Raw genomic sequence first — 21,415 nt, forward strand, 5'->3', positions numbered from 1 at the left:
TTGCCATTTAATTATCCATGGATCGCTTCACTCCTTCTTCCTTAAATGTAATTGTTTGGTTAAAAGGTCTCTTCCAACGACTTCCCGTTCTTTCAACCTTTTTTCCTCGAATTCATCATTTGCATCGTTTTCGTCTTGCTGGATTCTTTTCGCCAAACTAGAAATAGTAGGATTGGCAAAAAGATCGACAATCGGGATTTGTCTATTGAATTCTTCGTCCAATATAGATTTCATGCGTATCAGGGTTAAGGAGGTGGCTCCCAAATCAAAAAAATTATCATGGGTGCTGATCTCCTGGATTCCCAAAAACTCCTCCCAAATTTCCGCTATTCTTTGCTCGAGTTGATTGGACGGCTTTTCATAATCAACCATGGAAGAAGTATTTTTCCGTTTTTTCCGTGCGCTTTTGACCGTTACAGCATTTCCTTCAGGACTCCCCTGAAACCGAATCCATTGATCCAGCCGCATTTCCAAATCACCGGGAGAGTGGACAAGATGGTGATAGCGATCGACTGACAGTACCCGACGAAGCGCTTCGATTCCCTCTTCCGGGGTCATAGCCAGATCACCGATTGATGACTGGTACCCTATCTCGACCTTTTCGTGATTCCGCCAAGCCTCCCAATCAATGGTTTTCCATTTCACACTGCGTTGCTTATTTCTCTTATTCGTATAGGAATCCATGAAGACATTCGCTGCTGAGTACGCGGCAAAGCCATATCCGCCCAACACAGCAGCCGTCGAAGACATGAGCAGACAGAAATCAAGTGATTTTTGTTCCAAGACTTGGTCGAGTACAAGCAATCCGTCTATTTTGGGCTGAAAAATGGTTTGGCAGAGGTCCGCATTTAACTGATCGATCGGATTCAAAAATTGATCCCCCATGTTTGCTGCACAATGGAAGACGCCATGAATACTTCCATGAGTTGCTTCGATCTCAGCAATAATATGGGACATCTGCGGGTAGTCATCGACCTGCCCTCTATAAACTTCTATGGTGGCTCCCAGTTGCTCTGCTTCCATCATTTCGCGAATTCTCATGCTCCGCGGGTCATCTTCCGGATGGTTCTTCAGCCACTCTGTCCACTCCTGTTTCAATGGGAACGACCTTTGGATAATTGCAATCGTAGCCTGATACTGTTTGGCCAGATAACTGCCTATGATCCAACCGATCATGCCTGCTCCGCCAGTAATGATATACACGCCGTTTTTTCGAAAAGGATCAGTCTTCGCTTCTGTCAGCTTGATCGGTTGATAGCTCGGAACCCATCTCTGGAAATGGCGATAAGCAATCAATCTGTCCGAAACCTCGTGTGCAAACTCTTCCACCACCATTTGTGCCATCCGCTTTGCATCTTCCGCAGCTTCAAGCGCAGCGGACTGAATATCGACAGTCAAATGACGAATGTTTTGCAATTCTTGCGGAATGACATGGCCCAACCCAATGAGCGGAGAATGCTCCGGGAACAACGTTTCCTGCCCGGTGACGGCCATCGCTTCATTCGTCACAACAGCCATTCGGATGACTCTGTGCCTGTCATAACGCTGTATGCAACGAACGATATACATGATGCTATAAAAACCAGTTTGCTGCGTCTTGTGAAAAGCTAAAACATCCAAAGGTGCGCTTGATTTATGCCCTGCACTCCACAAATGGAGTACATGATCGATTTGAATGTTGTTCTCTGTCAGGCTGACAAATAGTTTTTCGTAATCCGAAGAGGAAGTCGGATTCACCGTATAAGCACGTTCGTCGATTGCAAATTCAACACCCTCATAGATGACGATTGGGATTTGACCGGTAGATGACAGCTCCAAAATGACCTCACTGCTTAACGAATCCCGATTGGCAAACACAAGAAAAGTCTGCTGATCAGCCAGCTTGGCATTGGGAGGCAATACCTTCTGCTGCCAAAGAGGGGCATAAAACCAATCCTCGATGTGCGGCTTTTTCTGCATTATCAATTTTCTGGCGATTTGCTTATCGTTCAACATGTGAAACGGATTACCATCTAACCAATGATAGTCGCGCTCAAAAGGATAGGTTGGCAAAGATAGTCTATTTCGCTTCTCATATTGGTACAGCTTCATCCAATCAATGGCATGACCTGCTCCCCAAATCTGACCCAAACGGATGTACAGGTAATACAAATCGTCTACTTTTTCCTGTGGGTTTCGAATTATATTGAGAATCGTATGTGACGAATCTCGTTGAATAAAATAACGCAGAAGCGCACTTAGGTTCCGGTCAGGTCCCACTTCAATAAAGGTTAGCGCGTCTTCTTGCAAAATTTCTTGCAAGCCACGAGCAAATCGGATTGGATCAGTCAGTTGTCTCGCCCAGTAGTCTGGGTCTGTTGCCTCCTCGGCAGTAATCCAGTCACCGGTCATGTTGGAAATAAAAGAGATGAGTGGCGGGTGTAACGGAATCTGCTTCATCTCCTCTGCGAATGCTTGCTTGATCGGCTCCATTAAATCGGAGTGAAGCGCATGGGAAGTGTCCAACCGAATACATATTTGCCGCAACGCTTTTAGCTGTTCCTCAAACTGCTCTACCGTTTCCTTGGTTCCCCCCACTACGCACGATGGTCCATTGACGATACATAAGGAGAGATTCGCGGGAAGCAATGGCACCAGCTCTGCTTCTGTCATCGGGACACTGAGCATGGCTCCCTCTTCCGTCAGCTTTATGAGCTGCCCTCTTCTAATAATCACGCGAATGGCGTCTTCCAGTGAAAAAACACCTGCCAGGCAGGCGGCGGCAAATTCCCCAAAGCTGTACCCGATCATATAAGCAGGTTTGACGCCAAGCTCCATTAGATACTTTCCAAGCGCGTATTCAAAAATAAAGACAACCAGTTGGCTGATATCGATCTGCTTGATTTTTTGGCTGGCTTGTTCCCAATCTGTTTGCGGAAACATCCATTCTTTTATGGACACATCCAGATAACGGTCCAAAATTTCAAAGCAATGATCCAGCTCTTTCTTAAATAAAGGCTCGAAACGATATAATCCGAGTCCCATCTCTACATATTGATTGCCCAACCCTGGAAACATGAAGACGATTTTCTTATCTGTCTGATCGATAGCACTGGTAAAAATTTTCCGTGAACGCTTCCCTTTTTCGTCTCCAATCGTTTGTAAAATGTCAACCAATTCATCGGTATGGTTGGCAACGATAAAGCGTCTGTGCTCGAAGGCTTTTCTTCCGTTTTGAAGGGTAAACGCCAAATCAGCCAATGAGACATCGGGGTTTTTGCGGATATAGTCGGCCAGATTTTTGCTGGACTGATCCAAAGCACTTTCGCTTCTAGCTGAAATCAGGATGAGCTGAGATCCTCTGCCCTTTGACGACTTTACTAAAGCGGGTGCTTCTTCCAGAATGACATGCGCATTGGTGCCCCCTATCCCGAACGAGCTCACTCCTGCCCGCAGTGTGTCGCTGACCGTGGATAAATCGATCAGCTTGGAATTAATCACAAAGGGAGAATCGGACAAATCGATTTTTGGATTCAGCTTTTTGAAGTGCAGGGTAGGAGGCAACAATTTATGCTGCAAACTTAGCGTTGCTTTGATAAGGCCCGCTACCCCTGCAGCAACATCGAGATGGCCGATATTAGATTTTACCGAACCGATCCTGCATACCCCTTCACCGCTGCCAAAGGCCGTACGTAACGCTTCCAGCTCAATCGGGTCCCCCAGTATGGTACCTGTGCCGTGTGTCTCTACAAACTGAATGCTCTCAAAATCAACCTCAGCCAGTTGCTGCGCCGTTTGGATCACCTCAACTTGCCCTTCGACACTCGGAGCAGTATAGGCGCTTTTTCGGGTTCCATCGTTATTAATCGCGGAGCCCTTTATCACCGCATAGATATGATCTCCATCGGCAACTGCTTCCTCATATCGTTTCAAAACGACGACTCCCGCCCCATTGCCTGGTACTGATCCTTCGCCATCCTCGTCAAACGGCCTGCAATGTCCATCCGGAGACAAGATCATGCCCTCCTGATACTGATAACCCGACTTCAATGGCAAAGAGACGCTGACACCTCCTGCCAAGGCAATATCGCATTCACCATTTAACAATGCCTGTGCGGCAAGATGGACAGCCACCAACGATGTGGAGCAGGCTGTATTGACGGTAATACTCGGTCCTTTTAGATTCAGCCGATGCGAGATTTGCATGGACATAAAATCTTTGTTCGCTAACTGGTTAGCCGAAAATGGTCCGAGCAACTTGGAGCTGTCGGATAAAAAAGAAAGGGACTGCCAATAAAGATTACTGGCAGCTCCCGCATACATCCCGATCAAGCCCGAGTAAGTGTCAGCACAATACCCTGCATCCTCAAGCGCTTCCCAGACACATTCATGAAAAATACGAACTTGTGGGTCCATTACCTCAGCTTCAAGAGGAGAATAGTTAAAAAAGGAAGCGTCAAAACGTTCACAGTTCTCCAGGTAGCCTTTTGCCCGAACATAGTCTGGAAGAGAAAGCATTTCCGGGTCCATTTCACTATCTGCCAGTTCCTCCTGGGAAAAAAACGTGATCGTTTCTTTACCATTTACCAGATTGCTCCAAAAGCCTTCGATGTCCTGCGCTCCCGGGAATCTTCCCGCCATGCCAATAATGGCAATCTCGAGTCCGTTTAGTTGTTTACTCATCACTATTTATCCCTTTTCTTTTTGATAATCGTTGTGATCTTTTGGCATTGCCCTGAAGCAACAACTCTCTACGTCTTGGCTCTGGAATCGATTGCAGACTGTCTGCATTTGTTTTCTGACTTATATAAGTAAGGAAAGATTCGATGGTTCGATATCTGTACAGATTGGCTATCGAAATGTCTCGCTCTATCTTTTCCATCAGCAGCTTATGCAAATGGATGACACTGAGGGAATTGCCTCCAATCTGGAAGAAGTCATCACGTATGCTGACCTTGTCGATCTGCAGTACTTCTGTCCAGATTAGTGACAATTGTTTTTCCATCTCGGTTTTGGGAAGAACCACTTTCTCTTTTTCCAAGCCCACTTGGATACGTGAAAGCGATTTTCTGTCAATTTTTCCGCTGGAGGTATAAGGGAGCGCATCGAGCTGTTGGTAATGGACGGGAACCATGTACGCCGGCAAATGCCGTTGCAAATGTGTCTTCAGCTTCCCTGTATCAATCTTGTCCTTGGCGCTAAAAAACGCGCACAGGACCTTGCTCTCAGCCTGCGTCCCCTGGCTAAGTACTGCAACCGTTTCGATTTGGTCTGTATAAGCTTGGATAGCCGATTCAATTTCGCCCAATTCGATCCGGAAGCCCCGCAGCTTGATTTGTGTATCTTTTCTGCCCAAATAGGCAATGCTCCCGTCTTCTAGCCAACGGGCTAAATCTCCCGTGAAGTACAGCCGCTCTCCTGGAAGAATCGGCAGCTCCTTGAATTTTTCCGCTGTCAGCTCTGGACGGTTGAGATAGCCTTTCGCCACCTGGACACCTGCTATGCACAACTCTCCCGGAACGCCAATCGGTGCGAATCCTCCTTCTTCCGTGACGATGTACAAGCGGGTATTCGCCACTGGCTTGCCGATAGGGATGAGCTGGTCTTCTTCTTGAACCTCATAGTAGCTGACGTCAATGGACGCCTCGGTAGGGCCGTACAGATTGTGCAATTCCACTCCCGGCATTTTTCGGAAGAAGCGATCCTTTACTTCGATGCTCAGCTCTTCACCACTGCAGATGCAGCGCTTCAATCGGGAAAAAGAAGCTGCTTCCGGCAGCGAATGAAGGAACCCTGCCAGCATGGAAGGCACGAAATGCAGCGTCGTAACCTCCTGCTCGCAGATGAGGTTGTAGAGATAATCAGGATCTTTTTCTCCCCCCGGCTTCGCCAAGCATAATACCCCGCCGATCATGAGCGGGAGAAACAGCTCCCACACGGAAACATCAAATGTATAGGTGGTCTTTTGCAGCACGACCTCTTTGTCGTCCATCCCGTATTGATCGGCCATCCAGCGCAATCGGTTTGCCATACCGCCATGGGTCAAAAGGACACCTTTCGGATTACCTGTGGAGCCAGATGTATAGAGCACATAGGCCAAATCATCGGGATGAAGCTGTATGCCTGGATTGGTACACTCATAACTGGCGTATCGCGCGGCATCTTCCAAATCATAGACGACTACGCCCGCAGCGTTTGCTTTGCCAACAAGTCCCCCATGGCTCAAGACGATGCGGATTCCACTGTCTTCGACCATATACTGGATTCGCTCCGCTGGGGTAGTGGGATCGATGGGCAGATAAGCACATCCCGCCTTTTCAATGGCGAGCAGTCCAATGATCATGGCAAAAGAGCGTTCTGCCATGATGCCCACAATCTGATTTTTCTCGCAACCTTGTTCGAGCAAGAATCGAGCGACCTGATTCGCCCGTTCGTTTAACTCGCGGTATGTCAGGCTCTGCCCTTCCCACACAACTGCACTTTCATGGCCCCGCACGCTGGCCTGTTCCTCGATAAGAGCAATGACGCTTTGGCTCCAGTCCTCATTCACCTGCGTTTGGTTGAACCCTTCTCGAAGCAGGTGCTCTTCTTCCACAGAAATCAAACCAATCTCCCTGATTTGTTGGTCAGGGGACTGCAAAATTTCGTCGACGATCTGCTGGAAATGTCTGCCCATGCGCTCAACCGTAGATGCGGTAAACAGCGCGGTCGCGTACTCGATGGCAAATCCTATCTTCCCTTGCTCTTCCCACGTTTGCATCATCAGGTCAAACTTGGCGATGCCGCTGTGGAAGTCATAACGTTGGACATCCAGACCACGGATGATCAATTGGCTGCGATCCCGTTGTTCCCACGTAAACATCGTGTCAAACAGAGGATTGCGACTGAGATCTCGCTCCTTCTCGATTTGTTGCACAAGCTCCTCAAAAGGATAGCTTTGATGCTCAAACGCTTGCAGACAGTACGCTTTCAGCTCTTTTAGGTAATCATCGACGCGCTTATCGCCTTCTGGGTAGCTTCTCAGTGCGAGCGTATTAACGAAAGCCCCGACAGTCTCCTCGGTCTCCACACCGAAACGACCAGCAACCGGGGTTCCGATCATGATTTCTTTTTGACCACTATATTTGCTCAGCAGGATGGAGAAGCAGCCAAACAGCAACATAAACGGCGTCAGTTGCTGCGTGCGGCAAAACTCCCGGAGTGCAGCAGCCTTCTCATCCGCCAAAACAAACCGACTAATCGACCCGGCAAAATTTTTGATCGAAGGACGACGGTAATCGGTCGGCAAATTAAGTGTTTCGTAGCCGTCTCTGTATTGCTGTAGCCAGAAATCTGCTTCCTTTTGCCAAAATGCCATGTCCCTGCTTTGCTGCCATACAGCGAAGTCTTTGTACTGAACCTTTGGTTCCCCCAAGGTCTGCCCATCGTAATAGGCCAGAAAATCACTCACCAACCGTTCAATCGACAGTCCGTCGGAAATGATGTGATGCATATCGATCAGCATGACATGGCGTTCTTTTTCCACGCAGACCAGGCGAATTCGCAACAATGGTGCTTGGTCTAGCGAAAACGGACGAACAAAGCCTTCTAGCGTTTCATCTACACTTGCTCCCAACATCTCCGCATATTCAATGGCAAAAGATGCATCAGGTACGATTTTTTGCACTAGATCTTGTCCGATCAGCTCAAAATACGTCCGCAGTGCTTCATGCCGTTGCAGCAATAATTCGCACGCAGCCTGCACTCGTTCCCGATCTAGCTTCCCGTTCAGTACGAACACACCGGGGATGTTGTATGCCATACTGTTCTCATCAAATTGATGTAGGGCATACAGCCTTTTTTGTTGGGATGATACCGGGTAGTACGGCGCTTCCGATGCTTTTGGAATCACGACTGCCGTCTGCGGCGTTTTTTGCAGAATAAGCGGCACCAGTTCCCGGATCGTAGGATGCTCGAACACCTCCTGCATCGTCAACTGCACTTGGAAGGCTGCGGAAATCTTTGATTTTAATACAATTGCTGCTAACGAATTGCCTCCCAATTCAAAAAAATGATCTGTGGAGGAAAGGTTCTCAATGTTTAGCGTCTCTTTAAAAATGGAAACCAGAAGCTGTCCTTCTTTTCTCCTAAAGATTTCAGGAGAAGGCATTTCTATGTTGTCGCTAACTGTTATATGCGGCAACGCTTTTCTATCGATCTTTCCGCTGGAGGTATAAGGCAGTGCATCGAGCTGTTGGTAATGGACGGGAACCATGTACGCCGGCAAATGCCGTTGCAAATATGTCTTCAGCTTCCCTGTATCAATCTTGTCCTTGGCGCTAAAAAACGCGCACAGGACCTTGCTCTCAGCCTGCGTCCCCTGGCTAAGTACTGCAACCGTTTCGATTTGGTCGGTATAAGCTTGGACAGCCGATTCAATTTCGCCCAATTCGATCCGGAAGCCCCGCAGCTTGATTTGTGTATCTTTTCTGCCCAAATAGGCAATGTTCCCGTCTTCTAGCCAACGAGCTAAATCTCCCGTGAAGTACAGCCGCTCTCCTGGAAGAATCGGCAGCTCCTTGAATTTTTCCGCTGTCAGCTCTGGACGGTTGAGATAGCCTTTCGCCACCTGGACACCTGCTATGCACAGCTCTCCCGGAACGCCAATCGGTGCGAATCCGCCCTCTTCCGTGACGATGTACAAGCGGGTATTCGCCACTGGCTTGCCGATAGGGATGATCTGGTCTTCTTCTTGGACCTCATAATAGCTGACGTCAATGGACGCCTCGGTAGGGCCGTACAGATTGTGCAATTCCACTCCCGGCATTTTTCGGAAGAAGCGATCCTTTACTTCGATGCTCAGCTCTTCACCACTGCAGATGCAGCGCTTCAATCGGGAAAAGGAAGCTGCTTCCGGCAGCGAATGAAGGAACCCTGCCAGCATGGAAGGCACAAAATGCAGCGTCGTAACCTCCTGCTCGCAGATGAGGTTGTAGAGATAATCGGGATCTTTTTCTCCCCCCGGCTTCGCCAAGCATAATACCCCGCCGATCATGAGCGGGAGAAACAGCTCCCACACAGAAACATCAAACGTATAGGTGGTCTTTTGCAGCACGACCTCTTTGTCGTCCATCCCGTATTGATCAGCCATCCAGCGCAATCGGTTTGCCATACCGCCATGGGTCAAAAGGACACCTTTCGGATCACCTGTCGAGCCCGATGTATAGAGCACATAGGCCAAATCATCGGGATGAAGCTGTATGCCTGGATTGGTACACTCATAACCCGCGTATCGCGCGGCATCTTCCAAATCATAGACGACTACGCCCGCAGCGTTTGCTTTGCCAACAAGTCCCCCATGGCTCAAGACGATGCGGATTCCACTGTCTTCGACCATATACTGGATTCGCTCCGCTGGGGTAGTGGGATCGATGGGCAGATAAGCACATCCCGCCTTTTCAATGGCGAGCAGTCCAATAATCATGGCAAAAGAGCGTTCTGCCATGATGCCCACAATCTGATTTTTCTCGCAACCTTGTTCGCGTAAGAATCGAGCGACCTGATTCGCCCGTTCGTTTAACTCGCGGTATGTCAGGCTCTGCCCTTCCCACACAACTGCACTTTCATTGCCCCGCACACTGGCCTGTTCCTCGATAAGAGCAATGACGCTTTGGCTCCAGTCCTCATTCACCTGCGTTTGGTTGAACCCGTCTCGAAGCAGGTGCTCTTCTTCCACAGAAATCAAACCAATCTCCCTGATTTGTTGGTCAGGAGACTGCAAAATTTCGTCGACGATCTGCTGGAAATGTCTGCCCATGCGCTCAACCGTGGATGCGGTAAACAGCGCGGTCGCGTACTCAATGGCAAATCCCAACTCCTCTTGCTCTTCCCATGTTTGCATCATCAGGTCAAACTTGGCGATGCCGCTGTGGAAGTCATAACGTTGCACATCTACTCCATGGATAATCAATTGGCTGCGATCCCGCTGTTCCCACGTAAACATCGTGTCAAATAGAGGATTGCGACTGAGATCTCGTTCCTTCTCAATTTGTTGCACAAGCTCCTCAAAAGGATAGCTTTGATGCTCAAATGCTTGCAGGCAGTACGCTTTCAGCTCTTGCAAGTAATCAACGACGCGCTTGCCCCCCTCTGGGTAGCTTCTCAGTGCGAGTGTATTAACAAAAGCCCCGACAGTCTCCTCCGTCTCCACACCGAAACGACCAGCAACCGGGGTTCCGATCAGGATTTCATTTTGACCACTGTATTTGGCCAGCAGGATAGAGAAGCAACCAAACAGCAGCATATACGGCGTCAGTTGTTGCGTGCGGCAAAACTCTCGGAGTGCAGCAGCCTTCTCATCCGCCAATACAAACCGACTAATCGACCCGGCAAAATTTTTGATCGAAGGACGGCGGTAATCCGTCGGCAAATTAAGTGTTTCGTAGCCGTCCTTATATTGCTGTAACCAAAAATCTGCTTCCTTTTGCCAAAATGCTGTGTCCCTGCTTTGCTGCCATACAGCGAAGTCTTTGTATTGAATCTTTGGGTCCCCCAAGGTCTGCCCATCGTAATAGGCCAGAAAATCACTCACCAGCCGTTCACTCGACAGTCCGTCAGAAATGATGTGATGCATATCAATCAGCATGACATGGCGCTGTTTTTCCACGCAGACCAAGCGAATTCGCAGCAACGGTGCTTGGTCCAGTGCGAACGGGCGACTGAAGCCCTTCAATGTCTCCTCTACACTTGCCCCCGGCATCTCCACATATTCAATCGCAAACGAGGCTTCGGGAACGATTTTTTGCACCAGATCTTGTCCGATCAGCTCAAAACACGTCCGCAGAGCCTCATGCCGTTGCAGCAATCCATCGCATGCAGCCTGCAATCGTTCCCGATCGACCAATCCATGCAGGAGGAACACACCCGGGATGTTGTATGCCGTACTGCTCTCATCAAATTGCTGTAGAGCATACAGTCTTTTTTGCTGGGATGATACCGGGTAATGCGGCGCTTCCTGTGCTTTTGGAATGACGACTGCCGTCTGCGGCGTTTTTTGCATGATAAGCGGCACCAGTTCCCGGATCGTAGGATGCTCGAACACCTCTTGCATCGTCAAATGCACTTGAAACGTATCTGTCATTTTGGAGACAAGTGAAATGACTTTAAGCGAATCAAATCCTGATTCAAACAGATCATCGTCTTCCCCAACATGAGGTCCTCCGATGATTTCGGATACTACCTGAGAAACGATAGCTCCTTCCTTCGTTGTAAACTTGTGCACGGCTTGAATCGAATCGGGGTCTTGTCCAAGCAACGGCTTCTCGTTGGCACTCACCCGTTTGCCGTGGCTGCTTGTGTCGAAACGGAAATTGTTTATCCAGTAACGCTTTTTTTCAAACGGGTATCCTGGCAGAGAAACTCTCCTACGCTTTTCTTCGCCGTAAAACCGTTTCCAGTCAATGTCGATTCCATATAACCATAATTGTGCAACTGTCTTTAAAAAGAATTCATCATCCGCTACTTTCATTTGCTCAACTCGAATCGTATCGAGAATCTGTTGATTGCTCTCAGGATACAAAAACCTCTTCGCAAGCGTGCACAGATTTCGTCCCGGCCCTATCTCGATAAATAAGGTATGCTCATGCATCGCCAGCTTCTTAATCCCTTCCACAAAACGAACAGGCTCGCGCAAATGACGAAGCCAATATTCGGGATCGACAGCTTCCTCAGGTGTGATTGCATTACCTGTTAAACTGGAGAAAAACGGAATAACAGGTGGATGGTACGAAATGCTGCGAACGTATTCACTTAGGTCTGCCATCATGGAATCCAGAATCTTGGAATGGCCGGCATGGGAAATAGCAAGCCGCATGCTTATGATCTTGTTTTGCTTCAGCGAAGATTCGAATTTGGCAATATCCTCCTTGCTCCCGGAGACAACACAAGACTCATCGTTCACTGCTGCAATCGACAGCTCATTTGGAAGCATGCCCAGCAATTCCAATTCCGGCAACGGCACCGTTAGCATAGTCCCTTCAGGAAGTCCCTCCATCAGCCGTCCTCTGTGATAGGTTAAAAACAGGGCGTCTTCCAGCGAGAAAACTCCAGCTAGGCACGCTGCCACATACTCCCCTATGCTATATCCGATCATGCTCAGAGGAGTAATATGCCACTCCATCAGCATCAAAGCCATAGAATACTCAACGGCAAAGTGAAGAGGCTGGGAAATGCTCTGTCTATGAATATCCGTTCCCGTTTGGTTGTCAGTCTTTTCTGGATACAGATAGTCTTGATACCGGACACCCGAGATGTTTTGCAAAATCGTGAAGCATTCATCCAGCTTCTCTCGAAAAATCGTCTCGTGTCTGTAAAGATCCAGGGCCATATTCACGTATTCAGCGCCTTGACCCGTAAACATAAATACAATGGAAGGCGTTTGTTCGGAAGCCACGAAATCAAATGACTTTCGTGTGTCCTTCTCCGTTAATATTTCAATAGCCTGTCTCACTTCCGAGCAAAGGAATACAGAGCGGTGCGAAAAACGCTTCCGTCCTACCTTCAACGTGTAAGCTGCATCGGCTAAATGAATGTTGTGGTTGCGCTGGAAATTCTCTCGAATCTGCCCTTTTATCTTCTTCAACGCCGTATCGTTTTCCGCGGATAACGTTATGATTTGGAATCGTCTTTTGGTCGGCGTCTTTATAACGGGCGGAGCTTCTTCCAGAATCACATGGGCGTTGCTCCCGCCCTGTCCAAAGGAACTCACACCAGCCCGAAGAGGGAACAAATCTTCTGTTCGCAAGTCACGAAGTTGCGTGTGCGGGTAAAAAGGAGAATTCTGAAAATCGATTTGCGGATTGACCTCATCAAAATTGATTGTAGGCGGAATCATCCGATTCTTCAGCGACAAGGATGTTTTCATTAAACCCGCAATCCCTGCCGCTGCTTCCAAATGTCCGATATTCGTCTTGACGGAGCCAATTCCGCAATAGTTTTTCTTATCCGTATCAAAGGCCATTTTGAGTCCTTCGATTTCAACGGGATCACCCAAAATCGTTCCAGTCCCATGAGCTTCAATATAATGGAGCTGTGTAGACCCGAGTCCGGAGCGTTGGATTGCTTTCTGGATGACAGATGCTTGTCCTTCAACACTCGGGGCGGAGTACCCCACTTTACGGTTTCCATCATTATTTACCGCAGAAGACTTCACAACTGAATAGATATGATCCCCATCTGCAAGTGCATCCTTCAATCGTTTTAATACGACAAGCCCCACGCCATTTCCGGTCACCGTGCCTGATGCTTTTTTATCAAAGGCTCTGCAATGTCCATCCCTTGATAAAATCATTCCCTCCTGGTGGATATACCCCATATCGTCCAGTAAAGAAACTGTAGCCGCTCCTGCTATTGCTATGTCACACTCTCCAAAAAGCAAATCTTTGTAGGCACGATCGACGGCAATCAGCGAAGTGGAGCAAGCTGCTTGGACCGTGATAGCTGGACCCCTCAAATTCATGCGATACGCAATCAGTGTTGCAAATGAATTGCTGTTAACATGATAAATTTGATATTGATCGGAGGCATAAAGAGACGGTGAAAACTTTTCGGGTACCCAGTATATATTGTAGGAGGAGCCGACATACAAACCGATGGAGCCTGGGTAGGCTTCAGGTTCATATCCTGCATCTTCCAAGGCATGCCAAGCACACTCATGAAGCAAGCGAATTTGTGGGTCCATCTGCTTAGCCTCTGTAACCGTATATCCAAAGAAATCTGCATCAAAACAATCGATATCCTCCAGTTTCCCCTTTGCTTTAACAAAATGAGGGTTGTTCAACAACTCGCGATCGATGCCGAATGCCTGCATTTCTTCATCCGTATAAAACTTGATTGTTTCCGTTCCGTTCACCAAGTTACTCCAAAACTGCTCTTTGTCAGCCGCTCCTGGAAATCGGCCAGCCATCCCAATGATGGCGACATCCGTGTCTTGAATGTCTATGGCTTGAAGCGGGACAATTTTAGGCTTTTTATCTTTTGTAATGCTGTGAACCTTGGTTTTCGCATGGAAGTATTTTGCAAAATCATAAATCGTCGGATAGGTGAAAATAGTCTGTATCGAAACTTCCGTATTGAATTCGGCTTTCAATTCATTACACAAATAAATGACTTTGATCGAGTCGCCTCCGACATCAAAGAATCGGTCGTGTATGCCCACTCGCTCGATTTTCAGTACTTTTTTCCATATCTGAGCTATCTTTGTTTCCAGCTCGCTCCTTGGTTCAACTGTTTTTTCCGAAACATTCAATGGATTTTTTTGGAGCTGTACCAAAGCTTTTCGATCCACTTTCAAATTGCTGGTGTACGGGATTGCTTGTATACGGTAGTAAAAAGACGGAATGGCGTAATAAGACAGCTTGTCCTTTAGAAAATCTTTACAATCTGCCCAGTTGAAATCGCCATCGATGACCATATACGCAGCCAGAGCCGAATCATTCTTTTCTTTTATCTCTATGACAACGGCATCTTTTACTGACGGAAATTTTTTCAGGGTGCTTTCAACCTCGGCAATTTCTATGCGATGTCCCCTGATTTTGACCTGATCGTCTTTTCGTCCAACAAACTGCAACGTTCCATCTGGCAGCCAATAGGCATAATCACCCGTACAATATAATTTTTCACCTGGTTGAAATGGATGAGGTATAAATTTTTCCTGAGTGAGTAGAGGCTGGTTTAAGTATCCCTTCGCCACTCCTTTTCCTGAGATGCACAGTTCACCCGGGTACCCGAGCGGGCGCAATGTCCTCTCTTTCGACAAGAGATAGATTCCCGTATTGGCAATAGGTTTCCCGATGGCAATCGATTCATCGAGCAGGTGGACAGTAGACCACACAGTCGTTTCAGTCGGGCCATAGACATTGTAAATCGGCTGCTTAGTTATTTCGCGCAAAGATTGATATAAATGTTCCGGCAGTCCTTCTCCGCCGATCAATATCTTTTTCAATTGCTGCAAGCTGTTAGCACGTGATGAATTCACAAGCATTTTCATCCGAGATGGAGTCGCTTGGAGAATCGTAACCGAATTGGCTTCGATCAATCGCAGTATTTCATCTGGGTCCTTTAGCGCCATATCGTTCGCCAATACGATTTTCATTCCAAGACATAGCGGCGCCAATGATTCCAGGACAAAAATATCAAAAGAATAAGTAGTGAGAGCGAGTATGGCATGATCAGGCTCAAAACCGATCTCTTTTTCCATTCCGTAGATGAAATTCACGACGTTTTCGTGTGTGATCATCACACCCTTGGGAACCCCTGTCGATCCGGATGTATAAATCACATAAGCCAGATCATCCGACGAAGGCGGAGCAATTGTCACTTCCCGCGCGCGTTGCTGCATGTCTTGCAAGCCATAATACCCTTCGCTCTCTGTATGATCCATGCACACAACGGTTTGGAAAGCCGGACACTTCGCTTGAAGAGCAGCTAATATATCGCCGTATTTCTGCTCGGAAATCACTACTTTTACATGCCCATCGTCAAGCATCGTCGAGCAACGTTCGAGTGGCAGCATCGGATCAATTGGCACATAGGCGCCCCCGGCTTTTAATATTCCGAGCATGGCGATTAACAGTTCCGGCCGCCTGTCCATGAACAGACCCACGCACTGGTTGGAGTGAATGTCCACATTCCGTAATAAAATTGCTAACTGATTCGCTTGCTCATTGATTTGCCGATACGTGAAGCTTTGGTCTTGGTATATAAGTGCAATACGATCCGGTGTTTTACATACCTGCTCTTCAAATAACTGTGGGATGCTTTTCTCGGATGGCACCCACACTTTTGTATCATTCCACTCATACAGCAGCTTCTGTTTTTCTTCGGGAAAGAGAAAGTCAACAGCGCGAATGCTTGCAAGCGGCTGTTCTACAAGCCATGTAAGTATCGTCTGATAGCGCGCACATAGTTCCTCTACGAATGTCTCGCTATAGATGCGATTGTCATAGTCGACTACAAACTGAATCGAATTCCACAGCGTGATAAAGATCGTGAGCGGATAATTGGTTTCTTCTCTATATGAAAAGGAATCAATAACAATATTCCGATTATTCGAATGATGTTGAAGCGGATAATTTTCAACGACAAGAATTGCATCAAACAACTCTTTTTCAAAAGGCAACGCACTGTATTTTTTTATATCCCGCAACGGGGTAGAACCAAAGTGTTTTCGAGCATTCATGGAGGCAAACACCTTTTCCAAAAATGCTTGGAGAGATTCATCTGGATCGATCGCCATTCTAAGTGGCAACGTATTGATAAATAAACCCACCATCTCACCGATTCCCTCGAGAGACTCTTCCCTCCCTGAGATGGTCGTTCCAAAAACTACGTCTTTGCTGTCTGTATAAAAATAGTGCAGCAACGCCCAAGCCCCATACAGATAACAACTGATTGAGTGCTTTCCTTGGCGCTTGATTTCATCGTGTAGGGACTGGGGTAGTTCCAGACGGACCTGTTTTTTCCCTTCATCATCCTGTCTGCTAGCGCGATTCGCAGGAATGATCTCCTGAAGCCAGACCGGATTTACGTCTTGCAGATATGTGGTCCAGAAGCTTTCCTGCTCAGTTTTGTCTTTCTTCTGGATCCATTTGATATAGTCTTTACCTTTCCTTTTCGAGGGAACGGAAAGCTGACGCTGATCCAGCAGTTGTTGGTACGCCTCGATAAATTCAGACAAAAGGATGCCCGTACTCCACCCGTCAAACAGAATATGGTGATGACTCATGATCAGTTGAAAGTCTTCGTCACCCAATTTGTACAGGCTGATTCGAAACGCGCCTTCCCTCAAATCAAACTTGTTTTCTCGATCCTCGTCCAGTATTTTTGCCACAAATGCGTTACGGTCCTCTCGCGTCTGTTCCGATACATCAATGACTCGCAGAAAGTCTTGCACCTCTTTTACGATGATGAGAAGAGGCTCTTTTACCCCTTCCCATCGAAAAACGGCACGTAGCATCTCATTTACTGAGACGACGTGCCGCCAAGCCTGTTGAAAAGCAGAAATATTTACAGCCGAGGAAATATGCAAGCTGATTTGTTCAAAATATAGCGAGCTGTCTGGTTCTTTTAAGTAATGAAACAGCATTCCTTCTTGCATCGGACTAAGAGAAATGATGTCGCTGACTTGGTTGGCATCTAATTTTTTCATAGTCCCGTAACCCTCTTAGGCTGATAATGTCTATTTGCGGCATGCATCGCAATGATTTGCTGCTGAATTTGAGAAGACCCTTCAATGATCTCCAGTACTTTCGCCTCTCGAAAAAGCCGTTCTACCGGATAGAGGTTGCAGCAACCATTAGCGCCGAGGACTTGAACTGCATCGGAGGCAACCTTGTTGGCCACCACTGACGAAAAGTATTTCGCCATTGTCGTTTGTACGATCGCATCCGGGTGATTATCCGCACGCATCCGAGCAGCCTCCTTGCATAGCGAACGGGCAGCATGAACGTTCGTAGTCGCGTCTCCAATGATGCCTTTGATTAGTTGAAAGTTAAAGATTTTCTCTCCGGATTGGGTTCTTTTTCTCGCGTACGTAACCATTACTTCCAACGCCTCCTGTGCCAACCCGACGCCCATCCAGGCGACATTAAATCTTCCTTGATCCAGAGCGAAGTTGGCAACACCCGTGAAGCCCATTCCTTCCTTGCCGATCAGCCTCTCGCCGCCCACTTCTACGTTCGTCAATTCAATATCCGCAAGCTGTGAAGCTGCACAAGAGAGCAGCCCCTGTATCTTTTGAACGCGAACTCCCTCTTGTTCACGGTCGACGATAAAGGCACTGATGCCATTCCCCGATGAGTCCGACGCTATGACAATAAAAAAGTCGGCAATCTCTCCGAACGATATCCATTTCTTGCGCCCCGTTATCCGATATTTGTCGCCTACTTTTTCGTAAGAGGTTTGCACATCCTTCGCGCCGCTTCCCACGCCCGGCTCAGTCAACGCAAAAGCACCGATCTTCTCCCCCCTCGCAATGGGAAGAACGTACTGTTCTTTTTGGTACTCGGTCCCCCAGCGAATGAGTGTTTCGCCTACCAATCCGGTTGTAACCGTCAGGAGCATTGCAGCAGACAAAGCGCCTTTGCCAATCTCTTCAACCATGCTCCCATATTCAAGCGGGTGCAGCTGCAAGCCCCCATATTGCTCAGAAAAGCTTGCAGCCAAATATCGTTTGTTCCCCATTTTTTTGATTAGTTCCCTTGGGAGTGCTTGTTGCTTTTCAAAATCAGTAGCATATGGCCTAATTTCTTCGTCTGCAAATTGTCTTACTTCTTCAAGAATGCTATGCGGGCTTGTTATCTTCATTTTCATTCAATCCCCATCATATAAAATGTGATTATGACTGAGTCTACTTCCGCATCCTTTCGAAAAAGAAAACCTTCTATCATTTACATAAAATCGCCAAAAAATCGTAGACATAGCCCTGACTGACTTCTGCGCGAATCGGCTCCAAACCGCTGGCTCTGAGCTGCTCCAGTGCAGTCTTCTTGGTCAATAGCTCTCTGTATCCCAAGTTGATTTCAGGGTGAACCTCGTAATAGGCCCGAGTCAAAAAGCTATCCATGGGAACGACCAAAATCATATGTCCATCTTCTTTACAAAATTGTTTATGTACGGACAAGATTTCGTTCTTCTCTTTAAAATGTTCAATCAAGCCAAAACTGCACACAACATCAAACGTTTCTGCCAGCTCTAACGTAAACAGATCTTGGAGTACATAAGTAATATGATCGGCGTGTTTATCCGCTATCTTGTTATAGGCGTCGAAGGAGGTTTGGCAATTATCTACCAAAACCCCGCTTCCTTGGTACATGGTAAGCAAAAGACGCGTCAAAAATCCGGTACCCGCACCAAGCTCAAGCATTCTTGGCTCAGTCTTGATATGAACGCCTCTTAAAAGCTTTCGCAGCACGTCACCAAGCACCAGTCCTAATAAGTGAGCATTTTCACTTAACAAATCACGGATGTTTTGAAAATAGATATGCGTATCGAGACTTGGCATCTCCCCGTTGTGTAACCTGGTAAAGTACTCGGTCCAATCAAAATCTGCACTTGTATTTTTCGTCGTATAAATCATTTTCTTCACTCATTTATAAACCGATTTTGACTGGATAAAGTTCACGATATTGTTAATGGTATTGAAATTCGAAATTTCCATTTCGTCGCTTTCGATGGTCAAGCGAAACTCACTCTCAATGAAAGTGACGAGTTTCATGGCAAACAATGAATTGACGAAGCCTAGCTCAAAAATATTGTCGTCATTCGTGAAATCAACATCATCATCGAATACGACCAGATTAGCCAGAATAAACTCACGAATTTGTTCATGAAGTTGCATAAGTAAACGCTCCTTTTTTTGGGGTTTTCATTGTGATTACTGAACGAGAACATTGATGTAAGGGGGAAACTTTTGTATCTGGGTCAAATCGTTTTCCAAAATGACAAAGCCATCTTCTTCTTTGGAGACTTCCTTGAAATTGGAAAAACGATAGGATACATACATCATCTTGTTTCTCTCCGTATTTTTAAAGTCAGCTAGCAGTCTCTTGTTGGCTAGCTGCGCCTGCTGCATGATATGGGTTAACAATACGGTACCAACACCTCTGGAAATCACTCTGCACGACATAATAAGCAATTTGATATGCCAATGAGTTTCGGTTATTTCAACCAATGCGATTCCTATTTTCCCGTATGACCCGTATTTATCTGTGAGCTCGCAGACATATAATTTGTGGTCGGGTGAATTTCGGAAATAATTGAGTTCATCGTAGCTGTAAATCCGTCCCGTCGAGTTCAATTGATTGGTGCGAACCGTTAGCTCTTCTGCGCGTTTCAAGCAATCTTCCTGCGCCTCGCTGATGATAAACTTCATGTCTAACGTTTTTAAAAATTCTTCGTTTGTCCCTGTGAAGGATTCCTCCTCCTGCTTGCGCTGAATGTCTTGTAGATACATTTCCCGCCTTTTTTTCGAATCTTCTGTAATGAAAGCTGGAGTCAACGAAGGGTGGGACAACAACTCTGTATATCGGTCGACGTGGACACAATTGATAGATTCATGTACGCTTTTCACTTCATCCAGTTCAAAGGGCTGATCATCGATAAACAAAAGGGTGTCCATCCCAATATTAATCGACTGCTGAATAATCCCTACGGATTTTGATTTGGGCTCCCAATGAATTTGCGGGTAAAGAAAATAGCGGTCAATCTCAAACTCTTTCAACTTGCGCATCGCGTCATCGTAATTGTTTTTACTCGCAATCGATTGCAAAATGCCCCTCTGATCAAGTTGTTCCAATATTTCTTTGATCCGAGGGTTTAAGGCTACATCGTCCCCTTCCGATAAAACGCCATTCCAAATCGTATTGTCTAAATCCCAGACTACACATTTAACCCCATTTTTAATATCCATCTGCATGTTCCTTTACTCGAATTTTGATTTGATCCGCTTAAAACTACCTGGTAGTTTGTGCCAGTGCAGCCGTGTAATCAAAGAACCCTTTTCCGCTTTTCTTTCCGAGTAGTCCAGCATCTACCATTTTGACTAACAGCGGGCATGGACGATATTTAGGGTCGTTAAAGCTCTCATACAAAACTTCAATCGAGTGTAAAATAGTGTCCAATCCGATCAAATCAGCAGTCGCTAACGGTCCCATTTTATGGCTAAATCCTAATCGGAATATTTTGTCGAGGTCCTGAGGCGTCGCCACTTGATCGTGAATCGCCCAAATACATTCATTGATCATCAGCATCAGCACGCGGTTCGTCACAAAACCCGGGGAATCATTGACCAGCACAGGCTTTTTGTCGATCGACTCCAGAAAGTTTTTGATCGTTTGGATGGTTTGTTCGGAGGTATAGTAGCCTTTGATGATCTCTACCATCTGCTTAAGTGGCACAGGATTCATGAAGTGCATCCCGATAACATTTTCCGGCTTGGGAAGCAGTGAGCCAACCTTGGTGATGGAGATGCAGCTTGTGTTGACTCCATATATCGTGTCTTGAGGGCAATGTTCTTTCAATTCTAGGTAGACTTGCTTTTTTGCCTCCCAATTTTCCGTGATGTTTTCAATCACGAAGGGAACGGTATAAAAATCGTCGTAAGATGTAGTAAACACAACATTGGAAAGCACTTGCTCAATGTCTTTTACTGGAATCTCTTTTTTCATCAGCTTTACAAGCTTAAAATCTTCTCTCATCTTCTGTTTTGCTTTTTCCAAAATGTCGGGATGCAGGTCCTTCAAAATGACACGGTATCCATGACTCGCCAGATCCAAGGTCAAATCCGATCCCATAATCCCTGCTCCGATAATCCCAATCGATTCGAATGTTTTCATCTTCAACAATCATCCTTTTTTTGTAGTGGAGTGCTTAACGAAATCATTCAATCCTATGGCTTTTT

General features: G+C 46.7%; 7 protein-coding genes. All 7 read right to left on the reverse strand.

Going from position 1 to position 21,415, the window contains the following annotated elements:
- Positions 1-27: 27 nt before the first annotated feature.
- Positions 28-4,662, reverse strand: coding sequence for a type I polyketide synthase (locus tag ASG16_RS28125; RefSeq protein ID WP_056487499.1), 4,635 nt, complete (start codon positions 4,660-4,662; stop codon positions 28-30).
- Positions 4,655-17,164 carry a non-ribosomal peptide synthetase/type I polyketide synthase gene (locus ASG16_RS28130; RefSeq protein WP_111914531.1) on the reverse strand — a complete coding sequence of 4,170 codons (12,510 nt, stop codon included), beginning with the start codon at positions 17,162-17,164 and terminating at the stop codon, positions 4,655-4,657. Before ASG16_RS28130 ends, ASG16_RS28125 begins: the two co-directional genes overlap by 8 nt.
- On the reverse strand, positions 17,161-18,321 hold the full coding sequence (locus ASG16_RS28135) for an acyl-CoA dehydrogenase family protein (RefSeq protein ID WP_056487505.1): 1,161 nt from the start codon (positions 18,319-18,321) through the stop codon (positions 17,161-17,163). The genes ASG16_RS28130 and ASG16_RS28135 overlap by 4 nt, the downstream gene beginning before the upstream one ends.
- A 79-nt stretch (positions 18,322-18,400) precedes the next feature.
- Positions 18,401-19,093, reverse strand: a complete 693-nt coding sequence (locus ASG16_RS28140) for an SAM-dependent methyltransferase (protein ID WP_056487507.1) — start codon at positions 19,091-19,093, stop codon at positions 18,401-18,403.
- Positions 19,094-19,102: 9 nt separating this feature from the next.
- Complete coding sequence (locus tag ASG16_RS28145) at positions 19,103-19,354, reverse strand: phosphopantetheine-binding protein (protein ID WP_047069454.1); 252 nt, start codon at positions 19,352-19,354, stop codon at positions 19,103-19,105.
- A 36-nt stretch (positions 19,355-19,390) separates the two neighbouring features.
- A complete protein-coding gene (locus ASG16_RS28150) occupies positions 19,391-20,425 on the reverse strand; it encodes an HAD-IIIC family phosphatase (protein WP_056487510.1) in 1,035 nt (344 codons plus the stop codon).
- A 43-nt stretch (positions 20,426-20,468) separates the two neighbouring features.
- On the reverse strand, positions 20,469-21,350 hold the full coding sequence (locus ASG16_RS28155) for a 3-hydroxyacyl-CoA dehydrogenase family protein (RefSeq protein WP_056487513.1): 882 nt from the start codon (positions 21,348-21,350) through the stop codon (positions 20,469-20,471).
- Positions 21,351-21,415: the final 65 nt, after the last annotated feature.

This window comes from Brevibacillus sp. Leaf182 (assembly GCF_001423865.2).
GTDB classification, from domain to species: domain Bacteria; phylum Bacillota; class Bacilli; order Brevibacillales; family Brevibacillaceae; genus Brevibacillus; species Brevibacillus brevis_C.